Annotated in this window: 12 protein-coding genes; 8 read left to right on the top strand and 4 right to left on the bottom strand. The window is 58.1% G+C overall.

Annotated features, from left to right (window positions below; genetic code table 11):
- Positions 1-125 precede the first annotated feature (125 nt).
- Both KJF94_RS19550 and KJF94_RS19545 read right to left on the bottom strand, forming a co-directional pair.
- Positions 126-440, bottom strand: a complete 315-nt coding sequence (locus KJF94_RS19550) for a hypothetical protein (RefSeq protein ID WP_214378014.1) — start codon at positions 438-440, stop codon at positions 126-128.
- A 188-nt stretch (positions 441-628) separates the two neighbouring features.
- Positions 629-892: a DUF2790 domain-containing protein gene (locus KJF94_RS19545; protein WP_214378012.1), complete on the bottom strand. Its 264-nt coding sequence runs from the start codon at positions 890-892 to the stop codon at positions 629-631.
- A gap of 466 nt (positions 893-1,358) precedes the next feature.
- Between KJF94_RS19545 and acs the strand changes: the two genes are divergently transcribed.
- Complete coding sequence (acs, locus tag KJF94_RS19540; protein ID WP_214378010.1) at positions 1,359-3,314, top strand: acetate--CoA ligase; 1,956 nt, start codon at positions 1,359-1,361, stop codon at positions 3,312-3,314.
- Positions 3,315-3,503: 189 nt separating this feature from the next.
- Here acs and KJF94_RS19535 read toward each other — a convergent pair whose 3' ends face one another.
- Positions 3,504-4,421, bottom strand: coding sequence for an IS110 family transposase (locus tag KJF94_RS19535; RefSeq protein WP_214378008.1), 918 nt, complete (start codon positions 4,419-4,421; stop codon positions 3,504-3,506).
- A 744-nt stretch (positions 4,422-5,165) separates the two neighbouring features.
- Here KJF94_RS19535 and KJF94_RS19530 point away from each other — a divergent pair.
- The 6 genes from KJF94_RS19530 (at position 5,166) to KJF94_RS19505 (ending at position 10,547) form a co-directional block, all read left to right on the top strand.
- A complete protein-coding gene (locus KJF94_RS19530) occupies positions 5,166-5,939 on the top strand; it encodes an ABC transporter substrate-binding protein (RefSeq protein WP_150633306.1) in 774 nt (257 codons plus the stop codon).
- A gap of 91 nt (positions 5,940-6,030) precedes the next feature.
- Positions 6,031-6,720 (top strand): ABC transporter permease, encoded by a 690-nt coding sequence (locus tag KJF94_RS19525; protein ID WP_017340229.1) that lies wholly within the window; start codon positions 6,031-6,033, stop codon positions 6,718-6,720.
- Positions 6,717-7,415 (top strand): ABC transporter permease, encoded by a 699-nt coding sequence (locus KJF94_RS19520; protein WP_017340228.1) that lies wholly within the window; start codon positions 6,717-6,719, stop codon positions 7,413-7,415. The genes KJF94_RS19525 and KJF94_RS19520 overlap by 4 nt, the downstream gene beginning before the upstream one ends.
- A gap of 1 nt (position 7,416) precedes the next feature.
- Positions 7,417-8,529 (top strand): M14 family metallopeptidase, encoded by a 1,113-nt coding sequence (locus KJF94_RS19515; protein ID WP_214378006.1) that lies wholly within the window; start codon positions 7,417-7,419, stop codon positions 8,527-8,529.
- A gap of 27 nt (positions 8,530-8,556) precedes the next feature.
- Entirely contained in the window at positions 8,557-9,321 is a 765-nt protein-coding gene (locus KJF94_RS19510) for an ABC transporter ATP-binding protein (RefSeq protein WP_109634103.1), read from the top strand.
- Between the two features lie 245 nt (positions 9,322-9,566).
- Positions 9,567-10,547 (top strand): GlxA family transcriptional regulator, encoded by a 981-nt coding sequence (locus tag KJF94_RS19505; protein ID WP_010457247.1) that lies wholly within the window; start codon positions 9,567-9,569, stop codon positions 10,545-10,547.
- Between the two features lies 1 nt (position 10,548).
- On the opposite strand, the gene KJF94_RS19500 is transcribed toward KJF94_RS19505, so the two are convergent.
- Positions 10,549-15,267 (bottom strand): dermonecrotic toxin domain-containing protein, encoded by a 4,719-nt coding sequence (locus KJF94_RS19500; protein ID WP_214378004.1) that lies wholly within the window; start codon positions 15,265-15,267, stop codon positions 10,549-10,551.
- Between the two features lie 287 nt (positions 15,268-15,554).
- On the opposite strand from KJF94_RS19500, the gene KJF94_RS19495 reads away from it, so the two are divergent.
- Positions 15,555-16,775 carry an aspartate aminotransferase family protein gene (locus tag KJF94_RS19495; protein ID WP_214378002.1) on the top strand — a complete coding sequence of 407 codons (1,221 nt, stop codon included), beginning with the start codon at positions 15,555-15,557 and terminating at the stop codon, positions 16,773-16,775.
- Positions 16,776-16,976 lie beyond the last annotated feature (201 nt).

Raw genomic sequence — 16,976 nt, 5'->3', positions numbered from 1 at the left:
TTATTTGTTCAAAAAATAGCCAGAAAATCGGCTTTTTCACTACATCTTGTGTTTTGAGTCGGTTTTCGACGCTGCCAGACACAACTAAGCCCGACCGAAGCCGGGCTGTCAGTCACGCTCGATGATCAGCTCAGGCGAGCTGCACCCACGTGGTCTGCACCATCGGCAGCAACTTTGGCTGCACCGGTGTGATCGCTACCGTCAGCGGCGACTTTGGCGGCGCCAGTGTGATCAAAACCATCGGAAGCGAGTTTGGCTGCACCGACGTGATCGGCACCATCGGCGGCGACTTTGGCCGAGCCGGTGTGGTCGTAACCGTCAGAAGCGACAGCCGCTTCGGTGGTGAAAGCTGCCGAACCCGTTTGGTCGTAACCGTCGGCGGCGAAGGTGTTGGCGGCCAGGACAGACAAGGTCAGGGCGAGGATCAGTTTGGTTTTCATGGTAGTGGCTCCAGTTTCGTTGGCGTTGTGTGCCTTGGTATGGAATTCATACTACGCCTACTAATTTGATAAAAAAGCGCAAATAAACGCTTAAATCTATCTTATAAATCGATCTATACGGTTCGGCGCTTCATCTGCCTTGAACAGCGGGGCGGGTGGGTCGAACCGTTAAGAGGGAGTGCGGGTGATTAGCCGTTAGAGCAGCCGTTACCCATGATGCTGTAGCGCAGAATGTGGCGTTGGCCTTTGGAGTCGTCGTATTCCATTTTCACGGGGACCACTTCGCACACATTGGGGACTTCGCTCATGGAGATAACTTTGGCGATGTCCAGGTGAGTGGAGTACGTGTATTCCTCGATGGCCGGTTGTTGCTGTGCGACATCAGTCGGGACCTCGTCGGCCATGGCGGTTGCGCACAGGCTGGAGAGGGCCAGAACTAATAAAGCTTTCATTTCGGTTTTACCTTTTAGAGGTCGAGTGGGGTCACGCAACCTTTTTGGGGTTGCGTGTGGAACTTGATTACCGGTGTTTTTTGATTAACTGCCTTCGTGGGGGCTGCAACTTGGTTAATCAGGGTTTGCCTTGTTGGCGAGGCTGATTTTAGGCGTGGGGGTTGCGTTCATATAGGTGGGGTTTTGATAAACACCTTTGACAGATTTCGTAACAATCGCGGAATAGCATTCGTAATGGCCGGCTCGCCGGCGATCGTTCGTCGTGGTTTTTCAGGTAGACCGCGTTATCGTTCTTCGCGGGCAAGCCATGCTCCTACAGGGTTTTGCGCATGTTCCGGCGGCGCATTCCGGGCTTATCAGGATAATTAGTAGGGGCTTGTTACTACCATCGTCGAATGGTTCTATAGCCCCGGCCCGGCTACAACTGGGGTCATACAAAAACAACTATTCCACCGAGGTAAGAAAGATGAGTGCGGCTTCTCTGTATCCCGTTCGTCCCGAGGTAGCGGCCAACACGCTCACTGACGAGGCAACCTACAAAGCCATGTACCAGCAGTCCGTCGTCAACCCGGACGGATTCTGGCGCGAGCAAGCCAAGCGCCTCGACTGGATCAAGCCTTTCACCACGGTGAAGCAGACGTCCTTCGACGATCACCATGTCGACATCAAATGGTTCGCCGACGGCACCCTGAACGTTTCCTACAACTGCCTCGACCGTCATCTGGCCGAGCGCGGCGATCAAGTCGCGATCATTTGGGAAGGGGATGACCCTGCCGAAAGCCGCAACATCACCTACCGCGAGCTGCACGAACAAGTCTGCAAGTTCGCCAACGCCTTGCGCGGCCAGGATGTGCACCGCGGCGACGTGGTGACTATCTATATGCCGATGATCCCCGAAGCTGTGGTCGCCATGCTGGCCTGCACCCGGATCGGCGCGATTCACTCGGTGGTGTTCGGTGGTTTCTCGCCGGAAGCCCTGGCCGGTCGCATCATCGACTGCAAATCCAAAGTGGTGATCACCGCTGACGAAGGCGTTCGTGCCGGCAAGAAGATTCCGCTCAAGACCAACGTCGACGACGCGCTGACCAACCCGGAAACCAGCAGCATCCAGAAAGTCATCGTGTGCAAGCGCACCGGTGGCGACATCAAGTGGAACCAGCATCGCGACATCTGGTACGAAGACCTGATGAAAGTGGCGGGCAGTGTCTGCGCGCCGAAAGAGATGGGCGCCGAAGAAGCGCTGTTCATCCTTTACACCTCGGGTTCCACCGGCAAGCCTAAAGGCGTGCAGCACACCACCGGCGGTTACCTGCTTTACGCGGCCATGACCCATGAGCGCGTGTTCGACTACCGTCCGGGCGAAATCTATTGGTGCACCGCCGACGTCGGCTGGGTCACTGGCCACACTTATATTGTCTACGGCCCGCTGGCGAACGGCGCGACCACCGTGCTGTTCGAAGGCGTGCCGAACTATCCGGACATCACCCGGGTGGCGAAGATCGTCGACAAGCACAAGGTCAATATCCTCTACACCGCGCCGACCGCGATCCGCGCGATGATGGCGTCGGGCAAGGCCGCTGTTGAAGGCGCTGATGGCAGCAGCTTGCGTCTGCTGGGTTCGGTCGGTGAGCCGATTAACCCGGAAGCGTGGGATTGGTACTACAAGAACGTCGGTCAGTCCCGTTGCCCGATCGTCGACACCTGGTGGCAGACCGAAACCGGCGGCAACATGATGAGCCCTTTGCCGGGCGCTCACGGCCTCAAGCCGGGTTCGGCGGCACGTCCGTTCTTCGGCGTGGTGCCGGCGCTGGTGGACAACCTGGGCAACATCCTCGAAGGCGTTGCCGAGGGCAACCTGGTGATCCTCGATTCGTGGCCAGGCCAGGCGCGCACGCTGTATGGCGACCATGACCGCTTCGTCGACACCTACTTCAAGACCTTCCGCGGCATGTACTTCACCGGTGACGGTGCGCGTCGTGACGAGGACGGTTACTACTGGATTACCGGTCGCGTGGATGACGTGCTCAACGTGTCCGGCCACCGTATGGGTACCGCTGAGATCGAAAGTGCGATGGTTGCACACCCGAAAGTCGCCGAGGCTGCCGTCGTCGGTGTGCCGCACGACATCAAGGGGCAGGGCATTTATGTCTATGTCACGTTGATTGCTGGCGAAGAGACAAGCGAGCAATTGCGTCTGGAGCTGAAGAACTGGGTGCGCAAAGAAATCGGCCCGATTGCTTCGCCGGATGTGATTCAGTGGGCGCCGGGGCTGCCGAAAACGCGGTCGGGCAAGATCATGCGCCGGATTCTGCGCAAGATTGCGACCGCTGAGTACGATGGGTTGGGGGATATTTCGACTCTGGCGGATCCGGGTGTGGTGCAGCATTTGATTGATACGCATAAGACGATGAATGTTGCGTAAGTAGCGTTCCGAGTCATCGAAGCCCTGCCAGATGTTGAGTCTGGTGGGGCTTTTTTTGTCTGCGAGTTTTGTGTTGGCTGACCGGGACCCATCGCGGGCAAGCCCGCTCCCACAGGGATTTGTGGTGTGCATGCGATCTGAACCCGTCCCCGAAACCTGTGGGAGCAACTGTCTTCACCCTGCCATTCGTCATCGCCATTCGGTGCCGTCTCTCAGCATGGCATTCAGTCTGATCAGTAATATTCGCATGCAGGCGATGAGCGCGACTTTCGCGCTCTTGCCTCGCGCCCGAAGAGCGTCATAGCGTGCTTTAAAGTCAGCTTGATAGCGGATCACCACCCAGCAGGACATGTAAAGCGCACGCCTCACACGGGCTCTTCCTCCATAGATTTGGCGTTTCCCGCTGTGATTGCCGCTGTCATCGTTGCAGGGTGCAATTCCTGCCAGTGCGGCGATCTCACGACGGTCAAGCTTGCCCAATTCGGGCAGGTAAACCAGCAAACTGGCAGTGGCGACCGTGCCGATACCTTTAACAGAGATGAGCCGCTCGGTTTTTTCTGCGTCCAGGTCGTGCATGCTCTGGTGGATGGTTTTATCGAGCTGCTTGATCTGAACTTGCAGATAATGAATATGGCCTTTGATTGCCGCCACAACAGCGGGTAGCTGAGCCTGCTGAAGCCGGCGCTTATTGTCGTCCCGTTGCTGTACGAAGTGCTCGCGTTGCTGAACCAGCTCGCGCAACGCTTCACGCTCAGGCGAAATGACCTTGTCGCCGTCCATCTTCAAGACCTCGGCGAAATCGGCCAACACAGCTGCATCGATCAGATCGGTCTTGGCATTTTTGCCCATCGCCACGGCGAAAGCCCTGGCCCGGCGAGGATTGATCCTGAGGACATTGAAGTTGGCACCTAGCAATGCGGCCATGACCTTGCGTTCGTAGCCTCCCGTGGCCTCCAGCAGAACTCGGCCAACCTCGTACTGGCTCAAGCGCTGAAGAAGCTCAACACAGCCTTCTGAGGTGTTTGAAAGCTCAAAACCTTCACCGTCTGGTTGAACCCAAACAACGAGGTTTGATTTGGAGATATCGATGCCGACCCAGGAAATCATGGCAAAACCCTCTTACACTCAGGAGTGAGAGTGCTCTGGCTTTGCCCACGCTTGTGATTTCGAGTGGCTGCTCGTCCAACTGTTCGGGCTTATGGGCCAGAGTGGAAAGGTGAATGGCAGCTTGGCTCCCACACGTGCTTTAAGCACCGCGGACTCACAGCTTGCCATTCACCCCTCTCACCCCAGAGCTTATTCCTAGATCTAGACACAAGCGGGCTTGCCCGCGATGGCGATCTGTCAGGCGCTAAATAAACAACGCCCAATAATTATCGGCTTCATCTGTAGTCCATTTCCCACTGTTACCCGCCACCCTTCAAGTAACTGAATGTGTAACCGCTAGCGCCGATACGGGGTATTGAGAAACGCCATAAGCCCGCAACGGTGCATTTCAGCTCGGCAAAAAAATAAGAACCCACGCTACGCTTGCCGGATTAGAAGGCTTTGCCAATAATAGGCCCGCAACTTGCAATAAAGATCGGTTCACTGTCTTTTGCTCTTGCATGAAATTGCAAGGCTGTCAACGTGCCCAATCGGCTTTCTCGGTGCTTCTGTAATTTGTTGTCGCATTGAAGAAATATCGGCTTCGGGCCTGTCGTTAGAATGCCGATCACTCGCTCGTCGTTGCTCGCGTTGAAAACAACGCCGGTTTCCCAGGACGCAGCAACCGCTTTCCGGTTTTATTCATTCGCATATTGGGCTGTTGCTCACTCTGCCGTTTTAGCCCTTTACCGATGGAGTCCCGACATGAAGAAACTCGTGCTGCTTGGCGCCCTGGCACTGTCCGTGCTGTCCCTGCCAACCTTCGCCGATGAAAAGCCTCTGAAAATTGGTATCGAAGCGGCATACCCTCCGTTCGCTTCCAAAGCACCGGACGGCAGCATCGTTGGTTTCGACTACGACATCGGCAACGCCCTGTGCGAAGAGATGAAGGTCAAGTGCACCTGGGTCGAGCAAGAGTTCGACGGTCTGATCCCAGCACTGAAAGTGCGCAAGATCGACGCGATCCTGTCGTCCATGTCGATCACTGAAGACCGCAAGAAGTCCGTGGACTTCACCAACAAGTACTACAACACCCCGGCCCGCCTGGTCATGAAGGCCGGCACTCAAGTCAGCGAAGGCCTGACCGAGCTGAAGGGCAAGAACATCGGCGTGCAACGTGGTTCGATCCATGAGCGTTTCGCCCGCGAAGTCCTGGCCCCGCTGGGTGCCGAGATCAAGCCTTACGGTTCGCAGAACGAAATCTACCTCGACGTGGCTGCCGGTCGCCTCGACGGCACCGTGGCAGACGCTACGCTGCTGGATGACGGTTTCCTGAAAACCGACGCCGGCAAAGGTTTTGCCTTCGTTGGCCCGGCCTTCACCGACGTCAAATACTTCGGCGACGGCGTAGGTATCGCGGTTCGCAAGGGTGACGCGCTGAAAGACAAGATCAACACCGCGATCACCGCCATTCGCGAGAACGGCAAATACAAACAAATCCAGGACAAGTACTTCGCCTTCGATATCTACGGCAAGTAACACGTCCAGGCGACAAGTCCGAAATGGCGCAAGCAACAGGATCACTGAGGTTTGCGCCATTTTTTCATCCCAACTTTCGAGGACCTGAATCATGTTGAAAGGCTACGGGGCTGTCATCCTCGATGGCGCATGGCTCACGCTTCAGCTCGCCTTGTCGTCCATGGCCCTGGCCATCCTTCTGGGTCTGATCGGCGTTGCGCTGCGTCTTTCCCCGGTGCGCTGGCTGGCCTGGCTGGGCGATCTGTATTCCACGGTCATCCGCGGGATTCCCGACCTGGTGCTGATCCTGCTGATTTTCTACGGTGGTCAGGACCTGCTAAACCGCGTGGCTCCGATGCTGGGCTATGACGATTACATCGACCTGAACCCGTTGGCCGCCGGTATCGGCACCCTGGGTTTCATCTTCGGTGCGTACCTGTCGGAAACCTTCCGTGGCGCGTTCATGGCGATCCCGAAGGGGCAGGCAGAAGCCGGCATGGCGTACGGCATGAGCAGTTTTCAGGTGTTCTTCCGGGTGTTGGTGCCGCAGATGATTCGCCTGGCGATTCCGGGCTTCACCAACAACTGGCTGGTATTGACCAAGGCGACCGCGCTGATTTCGGTGGTGGGTCTGCAAGACATGATGTTCAAGGCCAAGCAGGCGGCAGACGCTACCCGCGAGCCTTTCACCTTCTTCCTCGCAGTGGCGGCGATGTACCTGGTGATCACCAGTGTCTCGTTGCTGGCATTGCGTCACCTTGAGAAGCGCTACTCGGTAGGCGTAAGGGCGGCTGATCTATGATCTTCGACTACAACGTCATTTGGGAGGCCTTGCCGCTGTACTTCGGCGGCCTGGTGACCACCCTCAAATTGCTCGCGCTGTCGCTGTTTTTCGGTCTGCTGGCGGCCTTGCCGCTGGGGCTGATGCGCGTCTCGAAGAACGCAGCCGTCAACATGACTGCCTGGCTCTTCACCTACGTGATCCGCGGCACGCCGATGCTGGTGCAGCTGTTTTTGATCTACTACGGGCTGGCGCAATTCGAAGCGGTACGTGAAAGCTTCTTGTGGCCGTGGCTGTCCAGCGCAACATTCTGTGCGTGCCTGGCCTTCGCGATCAACACCAGCGCCTACACCGCTGAAATCATCGCCGGCAGCCTGCGCGCTACGCCGAACGGTGAGATCGAAGCGGCCAAGGCCATGGGCATGTCGCGCTTCAAGATGTACAAACGCATCCTGCTGCCGTCGGCCCTGCGCCGGGCGCTGCCGCAGTACAGCAACGAAGTGATCATGATGCTGCAGACCACCAGTCTGGCGTCCATCGTGACTCTGATCGACATCACCGGTGCCGCGCGCACGGTCAACGCTCAGTTTTACTTGCCTTTCGAAGCGTACATCACGGCGGGTGTGTTCTATCTCTGCCTGACCTTCATTCTGGTGAAGCTGTTCAAACTGGCCGAGCGCCGCTGGCTGGGCTACCTGGCCCCGCGGAAGCACTGATATGGAACGCATCGATCACGCATTGCCGTGGAGCCACCTGGGCAGTGAACGCCAGATTTCGGTGTTCCGCTTCGGCAGCGGTGAACGCAAGGCCTACATCCAGGCCAGCCTGCACGCCGATGAGTTGCCGGGCATGCGCACGGCCTGGGAGCTGAAAAAGCGCCTGGCCGAACTCGAAGCCCAAGGCTTGCTCAACGGTGTGATCGAGCTGGTGCCGGTGGCCAATCCACTGGGCCTCGGTCAATTGCTGCAAGGCAATCATCAAGGGCGTTTTGAAGCGGGCAGCGGCAAGAACTTCAACCGGGACTTCGTCGAGCTGAGCGCGCCAGTGGCCGCGGAGCTGGAAGGGCACCTGGGTGATGATCCGCACGCCAATATCCGCTTGATCCGTCAGGCCATGAGCGATCACCTGGCGGCATTGCCAGAGGCAAGCAGCCAGCTGCAAGGCATGCAGCGCGTTTTGCTCAGCCATGCCTGCACTGCCGATGTCGTGCTGGATCTGCATTGCGACGCCGAAGCAGCGCTGCACATGTACGCTTTGCCGCAACACTGGCCGCAATGGCGTTCGCTCGCCGCTCACCTGAATGTGAAAGTGGGGCTGCTGGCGGAAGATTCCGGCGGCAGCTCCTTTGACGAAGCCTGTTCGCTGCCGTGGCTGCGTCTGTCGCGTCAGTTCCCGGACGCGCAGATTCCACTGGCCTGCCTGGCGACTACCATTGAATTAGGTGGTCAGGCCGATACCGGTCGCGCTGAAGCCTGCGCTTACGCTGAAGGCATTCTCGCTTTCCTCGCCGAGCAAGGCTTGATCAGCGGCGAATGGCCGAAACCTGCGCAGGACGCGTGCGAAGGCATGCCGTTCGAAGGCACCGAATTGCTGTTCGCGCCGCATCCGGGCGTGATCAGTTTCTTGCGTAAACCCGGTGAGTGGATCGAAGCCGGCGACGAGATTTTCGAAGTGATCGATCCGTTATCGGATCGGGTCAGCACGGTGTGTGCTGGTACGTCCGGGGTGCTGTTTGCCATTGAACGGCTGCGTTATGCCCAACCCGGTTTCTGGCTGGCCAAGGTGGCGGGGCGCGAAGCGCTGCGTCACGGGCGCTTGCTCAACGACTGACTGACTGTTTTTGTGAGAACCGACCGCATGTACAAACTTGAAGTCCAAGACCTGCATAAACGCTATGGCAGTCACGAAGTGCTCAAGGGCGTGTCCCTGAAAGCGGCGGCTGGCGATGTGATCAGCATCATCGGCTCCAGTGGCTCCGGCAAAAGTACCTTCCTGCGCTGCATCAACCTGCTGGAGCAGCCGCACGCGGGCAGGATTCTGCTCAACAACGAAGAGCTGAAACTGGTGGCGAACAAGGACGGCGCGATGAAAGCGGCCGATCCGAAACAGCTGCAACGCATGCGTTCGCGCCTGTCGATGGTGTTCCAGCATTTCAACCTGTGGTCGCACATGACCGCGTTGGAAAACATCATGGAAGCGCCGGTCCACGTGCTCGGCATGTCCAAGGCTGAAGCTCGCGAAAAAGCCGAGCACTACCTGAACAAGGTCGGCGTGGCGCATCGCAAAGATGCTTACCCAGGCCATATGTCCGGCGGCGAGCAGCAGCGCGTGGCGATTGCCCGTGCACTGGCGATGGAACCTGAGGTGATGCTGTTTGACGAACCGACTTCGGCGCTCGACCCGGAACTGGTCGGCGACGTGCTGAAAGTCATGCAGGCCCTGGCCCTCGAAGGCCGGACCATGGTGGTGGTCACGCACGAAATGGGCTTTGCCCGTGAAGTGTCGAACCAGCTGGTGTTCCTGCACAAAGGTGTCGTTGAAGAAAGTGGGAACCCGCGTGAGGTGCTGGTCAATCCACAGTCCGAGCGTCTGCAACAATTCCTCTCGGGCAGCCTGAAGTAAACCGAACTCCCGTTGCGCACCGGGATAGTGCATGCTTCGCAACCTGAAGGCCGGCTCCGATCCCTGTGGGAGCTGGCTTGCCAGCGATAGCGGTATGTCTGCACCAGAGATGTTATCTGACCCACCGCTATCGCTGGCAAGCCAGCTCCCACATTTAGATCTCTGTTGGTTTTGAGATTTGCGTTCATTTACGGGCTAGCATTGGCCCATGCCTTCATCACTGTTTTCGTTTCGGATTGCCCGCCATGACTGCCCATCGAATTGGTTTCCTGATTTGGCCCAGCACTAAAGCACTGACGCTTGCGCTGGCTGAGGAGGCCTTGCGTGTTGCCCAGCGTGTGCATCCGGACGTTGTCTACGAACTGTCGTTTTTGCAGGCCGAACCGCCGACTGAAGGCGCCTGGCAATTGCCGGGTGAACCGTGGGCCGGCAAGCTCGAAAACTTCCAGAAACTGTTCCTGCTCGCCGATGAGCCGCCGACCACACTCGCGCCGGCGCTCAGCAGTTCGCTGAAACAACTGGTACGCGCCGGTTGCGTGATCGGTGGTCTGTCGGCCGGTGTCTACCCGTTGGCGCAACTCGGTTTGCTCGATGGTTATCGCGCTGCCGTGCACTGGCGCTGGCAGGACGATTTCGCCGAGCGTTTCCCGAAAGTCATCGCCACCAGTCATCTGTTCGACTGGGATCGCGATCGCCTGACCGCGTGCGGCGGCCTGTCGGTGCTCGATCTGTTGTTGGCAGTGCTGGCCCGTGATCACGGTGCCGAACTGGCCGGTGCCGTGTCCGAAGAGCTGGTGGTCGAGCGCATCCGCGAAGGCGGCGAGCGCCAACGCATTCCGCTGCAGAATCGCCTCGGTTCCAGCCATCCGAAGCTCACCCAGGCGGTGTTGCTGATGGAAGCCAATATCGAAGAACCGCTGACCACCGACGAAATCGCCCAGCATGTGTGCGTGTCCCGTCGGCAGTTGGAGCGCATCTTCAAGCAATACCTCAACCGCGTGCCGAGCCAGTACTACCTGGAACTGCGGCTGAACAAGGCCCGGCAAATGCTGATGCAAACCAGCAAGTCGATCATCCAGATCGGCCTGTCGTGTGGCTTCTCCTCGGGGCCGCATTTCTCCAGCGCCTACCGCAACTTCTTCGGCGCCACGCCGCGGGAAGATCGCAACCAGCGGCGCAGCAGCAGTCCGTTCGAGTTGTCGTCGGTGCCTTCCGAGCGCGGTTGAGCTACTCGTCGATCTCGGAACCTTCAGAGGTGGACACCTGCATTTCACCTCGATCGATTACTTCTTCGACACCAAAATCCACGCCGGTTTGTTCGAAGTAACTGATCAGGCGTGACAGGCTCTCTTCCGAAAACGGATTGCCTCTGAGCGTGATGTTTTCTGCAATTTCTACCGGCAGTTCCATCAGGTCGCTGGAAAGCTCCGTGATTGCGTTGTTGCTCAAGTCTGACCAATCCAGTTCGGACAGATGAAACAGGCCCTTGGGTATTTCCGTGATGCCTGTTTCGTGGAGCAGGATGGTTGAGAGCCCCGGCATCTGACTCAGATCAGGTGTTTGCCCCAACGGGTTGAAGCCCAGATCCAGATAGTCGAGCTGTTCCATTCCTGCCAGCGCTTTTACCGACTCCGCAGACAAACCGATGCGGCAACTGTTAAACGATAGCGACCGCAGTTGACCCATCTTGAACACTGCATCGGGAATATTGCCCAGGTCGCAATCACGCAGCCGAAGGCGTTTCAGTTTGGGGAAGGACTCCAGGAAACGCCCGATGCGCGTCACACCATCGGCGCTCTCTAGTACGAGTGACGAGACATGACTGAAGTCGGCGCTCAGGGTGGGCAGCTCCCCGTTTACAACGGGGCGTATGTTGAGTTCAAAGGTGGGTTCAAGCACTTCATTGAAGTCGTCCATATCGCTGTCGTGCCGCCAGCATCGCTCCAGCACTTGCATGATTTCGTCGCGGTTGGCGTGCTCGGTAAATAGCTGGTAGGCATTGAACGGTTCGCCCGTCAGCGGGTGCAGAGGTGGCACGTCGGCTGTCCAGGCCGCCAGATCGTTGCTCAGTTGAGTGAGTTCCGCTTCCAGATTTGTCAGCTCGATGCGGCCATCTTCCAGTGTGCCGGGCAATTCGTAGACGAAATCGCTGGCCTGCTCGACTTCCAGATTCGGGTAGAGCGCCCTGACTCTCTCTATATCCGTGTCGGGGGCATGCACGCCCAAATCGTAAGAGGTTTCGAAGTATTGTTGCTTGATGAGTTCGCGTGTCTGGAGGGTGAGCGGATTGTTTGAAAGATGCACCCCGCGCTTGTCGTAGAGCACGCTGGTGAACAACCCGTCAGGTAACTCGGTGATCCGGTTGTTCATCAGTAAGAGGGTGTTGAGCCGGGGGTGTTTCAGGGCGCCGGCGGGCATTTCAGTCAGGCCTGTTTCACTCAGGTCCAGATGCATCAGTTCAGGCATGGCTTCGATGTCGGGTAGCGCATCAAACGGATTGCGGAACAGGTCCAGCATCGCCAGTTTTTTCAAGGAGGACAGTTTTGACCAGGCCATGGCGTCAAACCTGATACCGCAATCGCTGAGCAACAGCGTATCGAGGTTTGCCATTTGGGGGATGGCGTCGGGCAGGGTGGTCAGGGAGATGCGGCGCAAATCGAGACGACGAAGGTTTTTGAAGTGTTGCAGGAAACCGTGAAGTCCGTGCTCTGCCTGCCTACCTTCAAGGGCAAGTAACGACACGTGACTGAAGTCGGCCGTCAGTGCCGGCAGGTCGCCCAGTATCGGCTCCTCGAAGCGCAGCACATACCGGACACTGTTTTCCGGCGCATCCAGGTCTCGGTCTGATTGCCGGCGCCAGCTGCGCTGGATTTCCTGAGCCAGTAGCCGGCGATTGTGCTGTTCGGCCTGGCGCCCCAGATCGCTGAGTGCCAGACCGGTTTCTGGATGAACGACAGGTGCATCGTTGATCCAGGTGTTCAGCTCTTGATGCAGTCGACCCAGTTCGTTATGCAAGCGAGCAAGCTCAATGCGAGCGCCATCGGGGTGACGCTGTAAATCGGCGACCACGGTCCGCAGTTCCTCTTGGGTCAGGCCGGGATAAACCTCGCGAACCCGTTCATCGAGCGTAGGTGAATTGGGGTGATTGCGGCTGTAACCCTCTGATCCTCCAGGCAGGCGCATGGTGGTGGGATCGTAGAAGGGCTTTCGGTGAGGATATTTTGCAAACAGCTTGCGTAATTGCGGTTGGTTCAGGGCATGTTCCGCGATGCGCCGTTTGAGGCGTTGGCCATCGTCAATGGAGAGGCCCAACCGGTCACGTTCTGTTTTCGGTAATGCTTGCAGTATGGCGGTGTAAAAGTCGCCGGGCAGGTCGCTATCCTCATAAGCCCGGTAGGTGCCGTCGTCACCGCGCACCAACGTTTTGACGAGGGGCGCATTGGCTTGGCCAATGCTGTCGTGCAGCACTCCGTCATGGGAATAATCCCTCACTTCGATGCGCAGGGTATCGGGCCAATGGGGCAGCGATTCCAGGCTGTGCAGCGCCAGACGATAGGTGTCTGCGGTTTCCAGCGAATCAGAATAAAGTCCCTCGTGGGCACGGCTCGCCCGTACAGCTTCCATGGCTTTGTGCGCGACATCCTTGAGGCGCTGGGGCACACGACCGTTGTGCAGTTGCAGCAGTTCTGAGCCAGTTGCATTGCTCACCAGTTCTTGCGCGATGTCTGTAGGTAGCCCCGACACCTCGCCGAGCAGTAGCTGGGTCTGGCGATCATGGGTTCTTTCAAGTTCTCCATAGCGAGATTCGAACAGCGATAGGCGATGGGTCAGGGCCTCATAGTGATCGGGGTCCGGGCTGCCGATCTGCTCGCTAAGCGTCTGGATATCCCGATCGATTTTGAAGCGCTTGATCACGTCGGTCAGCAGTGACGGCGGTGGCAGGTTGTCGACATGCATCTCGCGCAACATGTTCTCGTGATAACCGCTGATACGCAGGATCTGCTCGCGCTCTTCGCTGGAGAGCGATTCGACGCTATGGCCGATTCGGCGCATGACGGTTTCCCGGTCCCAGCTCAGCGGTTGTTCGAGTCGGGTCTGCCATGCACCGTGGCCGTTGTGCCGCAGAAGCGGTTGATAAGCCTCGGCGCGCTGCGGGTGCTGAATCTGAAATTGACCGGTCTCGCCGTTGCGTTTTACCGCATAGAGCTTGTCTTCAATGGGGAGGAGGGTTTTGCCTTCATGCCGGTAGAGGCCGAGGTGGTCGGGTTTGGCTGTTGTCGGCAGGTTGGTGGAGTGCTCGTAGGGCGACAAGTCCGGCTTCCAGTAGCGGGTTTTTCCATCGGTGCTCATGACCGGTGCGAGCTTGTCAAAAAACCTCAGCGTTTCCCGGGACAGCAGCGGTTTGACTTCCCCCATGACGATGGCACCGCCCACGGCGAATGTCCCCAATTGAACGGCCGACTCGAGGACCCCCATCAGGTGTCCGAACGCTTCCTTTTTCAACCCTTCGGCCCAATCCACGATGCCCTCGAAGGTTTCGTCGAGCGCCTGGTAGGCCATATAGGCCAGCGTTAGTTCACCGAGGAACGGTACAAAGGGCAGGGCAACGAAGGCGGCTACTTCAAGAATCGTCGAGGCGATTTTGCTGAAGGCGTCCCACTGTGCCCATCGCGCGTTCCTGTCTGCGTTGGCGGTGGAGATGGCGATAGTGCGCGCATCATTGAGGATTTTGTCCAGTTGCCGTTGATAGAGGGACCACAGACCGATTTTGAGGGTGCCCACCGAAAACTGCAGGTTGGGTTTGTCGATGGGCGTATCCCGCCAACTGGGCGTTGGGTCACCGTGTTGGCGCTGATGCCAGGTCACGGTGCTGAGGCGGTGGTTGAGGTCGGCGAAAAAATGGCCTCGTTCCTGGTGATCGACGAAACGACTGAAAAACTGTTGATAGGCAGGCGAACGCAACTTGTGGGTCAGTTCTTTCATGAACGCCAGCGTATCGGGGTACTGCTTGACGGGATGCTCGGGGTCATCCGGGATGTAGACCACGATCGGCGATACCTCGCGCGTGCGCTCAAGGTCGGGAGCAAAAATGACAATGCCGGTCAGCGCCGAAGACATCATCGTCAAGTCATGACAATGCAGTCGCTCCCCGTTCAGCGTCATGCTCGGGCGTCCTTCCAGCAGATCAAGAATCCGCTCGCAGGCATCCTGATCCAGGTCTTGCCGGAGCTGCCCAAGATGCAGTGCTGATTTGAGCGCGGCCTGGTGTGCGTTTCTGACGTTTGACTTTAAAACAGTGTCGATCAGCGGATTGGTGACCCCCAGATTGTCGTCGAGGTAAGCGCTGTACTGGCCGCCGATGTCCAGCTCCCGACACAGCCGGGTGAATCCGGCGATGGTGATTTTCTGCCTGATCGTCGGCAGGGTGTCGAACTGTCCCGTGGGTGAGGGCTCGGTGATAAAGGTGGACGCGGCGTCGTAGGCATCTGCTTGTGTCTCCGATTCTTCGAAGTTGTGCAGTGCAGCGTCGAGCAATGACACCGTCCAGGTGCGGGCGGCTCCGGTTTTGACCGAAAACCACGGAATGGTCTGAGGAATGTACAGGCGCAGGAAGGTTGTCTTGACGTCCAGTTCCAGGCCGAAGCGGGTTGTCAGGGCCTGAGTCAGAAGCGGTTCGGCAAAGTCCCGGGCGTTTTTCAGTTTGCCGAGCAGTTGCTCCAGCCGGTTTCGATGCTCCCAGTGTTCGATGCTGAGTGCTTTGATTGTTTTGAGTGCTTTGAGTGCCTGCTCATGCAGGTCGTTTGCCTGGCCGTCCCGGAAGGAAGCGTCGGGCGTGACATTCTTCAGTGCGCGGCGCGTGTCGGGCGACGTTTGTAGTAACCAGGTCGGAAGGATTTTGGACAGTGTGTCCGGATGAGCGGTAAGCCCGTGTTCGTGTTGATTCATGGCGCCAGTCCTTTAGCGTTTGGAGTGGACGCAAGCAAAACAGAGGGTGACGCGCCGGGTGCGGTACATATTTACCGCACCACGCTACATGCCTGCCTATAACGTGTGCCGGCAGTTTAAACTGCGCCTTTGCGACCCTATATGTCGCATTGCCGTAAACCCGGGAAAAACCGGGGTTTGCGCTATAAGAAGTTGTCGCTTGGCGGCAAGGCCGGGCTGAAAACTGTCCTTACAATCCCCCCATCGCTCGCCAGTTTCAGGCGGGTGTTCCTCTTCAGGAGACTCCGATGTCCGTTGAGCACGCTGCGGTAGAACGCGCCGATTTCGATCAGGTAATGGTTCCCAACTATTCGCCTGCCGCCTTCATTCCTGTGCGTGGCGCCGGCTCCCGCGTTTGGGATCAGTCTGGCCGCGAGCTGATCGACTTCGCCGGCGGGATTGCCGTCAACGTATTGGGCCATGCGCACCCGGCGCTGGTCGGTGCCTTGACCGAACAGGCGAACAAGCTGTGGCACGTGTCCAACGTGTTCACCAATGAGCCGGCCCTGCGCCTGGCGCATAAGCTGATCAACGCGACCTTTGCCGAGCGTGCGTTCTTCTGCAACTCCGGCGCCGAAGCCAACGAGGCCGCGTTCAAGCTGGCCCGTCGCGTCGGTTTCGACCGGTTCGGCAGCGAGAAGTACGAAATCATCGCCGCGCTCAACAGCTTCCACGGCCGCACCCTGTTCACCGTGAACGTCGGTGGTCAGTCGAAGTATTCCGATGGGTTCGGTCCGAAGATCACTGGCATCACTCACGTGCCGTACAACGATCTGGCCGCGCTCAAAGCCGCCATTTCCGACAAGACCTGCGCTGTGGTGCTGGAGCCAATCCAGGGCGAAAGCGGTGTCATCCCGGCCGAACTCGAATACCTGCAAGGCGCCCGTGACCTCTGCACCGCGCACAACGCGCTGCTGATCTTCGACGAAGTGCAAACCGGCATGGGCCGTACCGGCAAGCTGTTCGCCTACCAGCAATACGGCGTGATCCCGGACATCCTGACCAGCGCCAAGAGCCTGGGCGGCGGTTTCCCGATCGCGGCGATGCTGACCACCGAAGACCTGGCCAAACACTTGGTCGTCGGCACCCACGGCACCACGTACGGCGGCAACCCGTTGGCGTGTGCAGTGGCCGAAGCGGTGATTGACGTGATCAACACCCCTGAAGTGCTGGCTGGCGTCAACGCCAAGCACGACAAGTTCAAGGCTCGCCTGGAACAGATCGGCGAGAAATACGGCCTGTTCACCCAGGTTCGTGGCATGGGCCTGTTGATTGGTTGCGTGCTGAGCGATGCCTGGAAAGGCAAGGCCAAGGACATCTTCAACGCCGCCGAGCGTGAAGGCCTGATGGTGTTGCAAGCCGGCCCGGACGTGGTGCGTTTTGCCCCGAGTCTGGTGGTTGAAGATGCGGATATCGACGAAGGTCTGAACCGCTTCGAACGCGCTGCGGCGAAACTGACGCAAGCCTGATAGACCCTCGACGCCTGACATTTTCAGGTGTCGATCCAAATTTTTGTTTCGGGCTGGATCAAAAGTGTGGGAGCTAGCCTGCTAGCGATGAGGGCCTGATAGCCAACATCATTGTTGCCTGACAGGACGATATCGCTAGCAGGCTAGCTCCCACAGTTGACTCTGAGTTGTATCAGGGATGGCCCGGGATTTTTTCTTCTG

It is taken from the genome of Pseudomonas hormoni, assembly GCF_018502625.1.
GTDB lineage: Bacteria > Pseudomonadota > Gammaproteobacteria > Pseudomonadales > Pseudomonadaceae > Aquipseudomonas > Aquipseudomonas hormoni.
Note: the sequence above shows the minus strand (reverse complement) of the source record. Positions and strands in the feature narration are given on the sequence as shown.